At 65.2% G+C, this 3,255-nt stretch carries 4 protein-coding genes; 1 reads left to right on the forward strand and 3 read right to left on the reverse strand.

The genetic code is table 11. From position 1 onward, the window contains the following. Window positions 1-44: 44 nt before the first annotated feature. The 3 genes from ACFVM3_RS41810 to ACFVM3_RS41820 all read right to left on the reverse strand — a co-directional run bounded on the left by ACFVM3_RS41810 (window position 45) and on the right by ACFVM3_RS41820 (window position 2,560). The gene (locus ACFVM3_RS41810; protein ID WP_378445462.1) at window positions 45-1,175 is read right to left on the reverse strand and encodes an anion permease; all 1,131 of its coding nucleotides are present in this window, start codon (window positions 1,173-1,175) and stop codon (window positions 45-47) included. A 93-nt stretch (window positions 1,176-1,268) separates the two neighbouring features. Further along, complete coding sequence (locus ACFVM3_RS41815; RefSeq protein WP_378445464.1) at window positions 1,269-2,024, reverse strand: type 1 glutamine amidotransferase; 756 nt, start codon at window positions 2,022-2,024, stop codon at window positions 1,269-1,271. Window positions 2,025-2,107: 83 nt separating this feature from the next. Continuing rightward, the gene (locus ACFVM3_RS41820; RefSeq protein WP_378445466.1) at window positions 2,108-2,560 is read right to left on the reverse strand and encodes a rhodanese-like domain-containing protein; all 453 of its coding nucleotides are present in this window, start codon (window positions 2,558-2,560) and stop codon (window positions 2,108-2,110) included. A gap of 107 nt (window positions 2,561-2,667) precedes the next feature. On the opposite strand from ACFVM3_RS41820, the gene ACFVM3_RS41825 reads away from it, so the two are divergent. After that, window positions 2,668-3,114, forward strand: a complete 447-nt coding sequence (locus ACFVM3_RS41825) for an Lrp/AsnC family transcriptional regulator (protein WP_378445468.1) — start codon at window positions 2,668-2,670, stop codon at window positions 3,112-3,114. The last annotated feature ends 141 nt before the right edge of the window (window positions 3,115-3,255 follow it).

Here is a 3,255-nt window from a genome sequence, read left to right on the forward strand (position 1 = left end):
CCTTTGCTACCGCGTCAAGGCGGTAGCAAAGGTCCCTTGCTCTCCTAGGCGGCGATCTTGCCGACTTCCTGTTCAGGGACGGTCGGGGCGGGGGTGGCGAAGCTGCCCGCGTTGACCGGGCTCCGCCGTGAAAGGAGGTAGATCCCGATGCCGATCGCCAGGCCCGCGACACCGACGGCGATCGTGCCCACTGTGCCCGTCGAGGTCACGAGACCGGCCGCGGCGCCGACGATTGCAGCGGCGGGAAGTGTGAACAACCAGGCGGTCACCATGCGGCCGGCTGTGCGCCAGCGAACCGGTGATTCGTTCCTGCCCACCCCGGAACCGACGATGCCGCCGGAGCAGACGTGGGTCGTCGAAAGCGGAAAGCCGAAATTGGTCGAGGCGAGAATGACCGCCGCCGAGCTGGTCTGCGCGGCGAAGCCCTGCGGGCCATCGATGTCCGTAAGGCCTTTACCCAGCGTGAAGGTGATTCGCCAGCCACCCAGGTACGTACCGAGTGCGAGCGCCAGCGCCGCGCTGACGATCACCCAGAGCGGCGGCCCAGCCCCGGCGGGGAGGGTTCCGGCGGTGATCATCGTCAGCGTGATGACGCCCATCGTCTTCTGCGCGTCGTTCGTGCCGTGGGCGAGGGAGACCAGCGAGGCCGAGATGATCTGGCCGACGCGGAAGCCGGCGGTACGGCCTCGGCGAACGAAGATCCGGTAGACGAAGTACGTCACGATCATCGCGAAGAGGCCGGCCAAGACCGGTGAGAGCGCCGCTGGGACCAGCACCTTCTCGACGATCTTTCCGAAATGGACGGAGTCCGTTCCGGCCGATACCCACGTGGCGCCGATCAGCCCGCCGAACAGCGCATGGGACGAACTGGACGGCAGTCCGACGAACCAGGTGATCAGGTTCCATATGATCGCCCCGACCAAGCCGCCGAACACGATCGCCGGTCCGATCTTGGAGTCGTCGACGAGTCCATTCGAGATGGTCTTGGCCACCTCGACCGACAGGAAGGCTCCGACCAGGTTCAGGACCGCGGAGATCGTCACCGCGACCTTGGGACGCAACGCCCCGGTGGCGATCGACGTCGCCATCGAGTTGGCCGTGTCGTGGAACCCGTTCGTGAAATCGAAAATTAGGGCCGTGACGACGACGAGCACGACCAAGACTGAGGGCTCCACCCCGACCTCCGAACCCTTCGAAATTCCCTTCGCAAGGTACCTGACGGCAAGACCCGAGTGTTAATAACCCATACGTATTTGAGACATACGTCGTTAAGCCATCGGCAATGTACGTTGACGGTCCGCAGCCGGGGCGAGGTCGCCGGACACCAGACGGACGAAGCGATGGGCGAACGGCCGCCAGGTTTCGGTGATGTCGGCATGCACCCGAGCGAGGTTTTCCGGGGTCAGTGCGTCCGGCCGGGTGAGTTCTGCCATTTCCGGCGACTGCCGCGCCCAGTCGAGGACCACCTCCGGCGTCGTCTCGATATGGAACTGGACACCGTAGGCACAACGGTCGAATCGGAAGGCCTGGTAGGCGTACCGCGGCGAGGAGGCGAGAAGCTCCGCTCCTGCGGGCAGCCGGGTGATCGCGTCGTTGTGAAACTGCAGGACGTCCTGCATGAGCGGTAAGTCCGCGAAAAGCGGGTCGGTCCAGGCAGCGTCCTTCTTGGACACAAGGCCGGGGCCGACCTCAGGCCCTTGGTCACCCGTAGCGACGCTGCCGCCCAACGCCACCGCCAAGAGCTGGCCGCCGAGGCAAATCGCGAGCGTCGGGATGCGCGCACCCGCGGCCTTCGAAAGAAGCTTCCGCACGTCTGAAAGCCACGGATGATCGCCGTCGTCGTTGGCGCCCATCCCACCGCCGAGGCATACGACGCCGGCATATCCATCAAGATCGAAGGGGAGCGTCTGATCGGGCAGCAACCGGACGTCGAGTTCGGCTCCCGCCTCGGCGAGCCAGTCACCGAGAGGGCCGATCGGGTCCGATGCATCCGGCTGGATGACGAGCAACTTGGGAGCGGTCACGTCTCCAGCCTACGACCGCCGGGAGAGCAGGGGACCTTTGCTATCGCTCGGGGTGGCGGTAGCAAAGGTCCCCTGCTTCTTGGTCAGCAGGCGCAGTGGGGAGGGGGCGTCGAGGTGATAGCGGGGATCGAGGCGTCCCGGTCGACGGGATAGCCAGCTGCTTGCCAGGCGGTGATGCCGCCGGACAGGCGCTTGACCTTGAAGCCGAACTCCGCGAGTTTCAGTGCGCCCTTCGTCGCGGCGTTGCAGTGGATGCTTTCGCAGTAGCAGACGTAGACGAGTTCGCGGTCCAGCCCGCGGACCGACTCGGGCGTCATCTCCCGATACGGGAGATTGATGGCGCCCGGGATGCGGGCCGACGCGAAGGCTTCAGGTGCCCGGGTCTCGACGATCACGTACCCCTGCCGAGCACCGGAGGTGAGGTCTCGGACCAGGTCATCCGGGTCGACTTCGAGAGCGAGCTCGGCGCGCAGGTGCGCGGCCGCGGTCGCGCTGGCCAAGGCCGGAAACATGAGTACGCGGGGTTCGGTCGTCATGTCTCAATCCTGCTGACCAGTGATCATCCACGACATCGGAAGATCCAGGCGTTGTCGGCGGCTAGCCTGGAGTTTCCTGGTGGGCACGACGAACAACCTGGAGTTCTGTGAACCTCGACGATCTCGACTGGCAGCTACTCGAACTGCTCCAGTCCGACGGCCGCCTGACTTTCTCGGAGCTCGGACGGCGCGTGTCGTTGTCCGCGCCCGCGGTGACCGAGCGGGTTCGTCGGCTCGAGGAGAAGGGGATCATCACGGGATACTCGGCCAACGTCGACGTGGCGAAGCTCGGATTACCGATCGAGGCGATGGTCCGGGCGAAGGTGCGGAGTTTGGACACGGCGCGCTTCCGCGAAACCATCCTCCCGCTTCCCCAGGTCCTCGACGCCGATCACGTCACGGGTGACGAGTGCTGGATGGTGCGAGTCGTCTGCCGGAACACCGCGGAGTTGGAGGAACTCGTAGAGCGGATGCAGCGCTATGGGGAGACGACGACTTCGCTGGTCTTCTCATCGCCTGTGCGCCGGCGCGCGGTCGGCCGGCGCAGCTGCTGACGACGCTGCGGGGAGCAAGGGACCTTTGCTATCACTTGGCGAAGGCGGACATGAGAAAAAGGACCCAGGTCGGGAGAACTCTGGGTTCTCGACCGACCTGGGTCCTTTTTTAATGTTAGTCCGGCGGTGTCCTACTCTCCC

The organism is Amycolatopsis sp. NPDC057786 (assembly GCF_042797905.1).
GTDB lineage: Bacteria > Actinomycetota > Actinomycetes > Mycobacteriales > Pseudonocardiaceae > Amycolatopsis.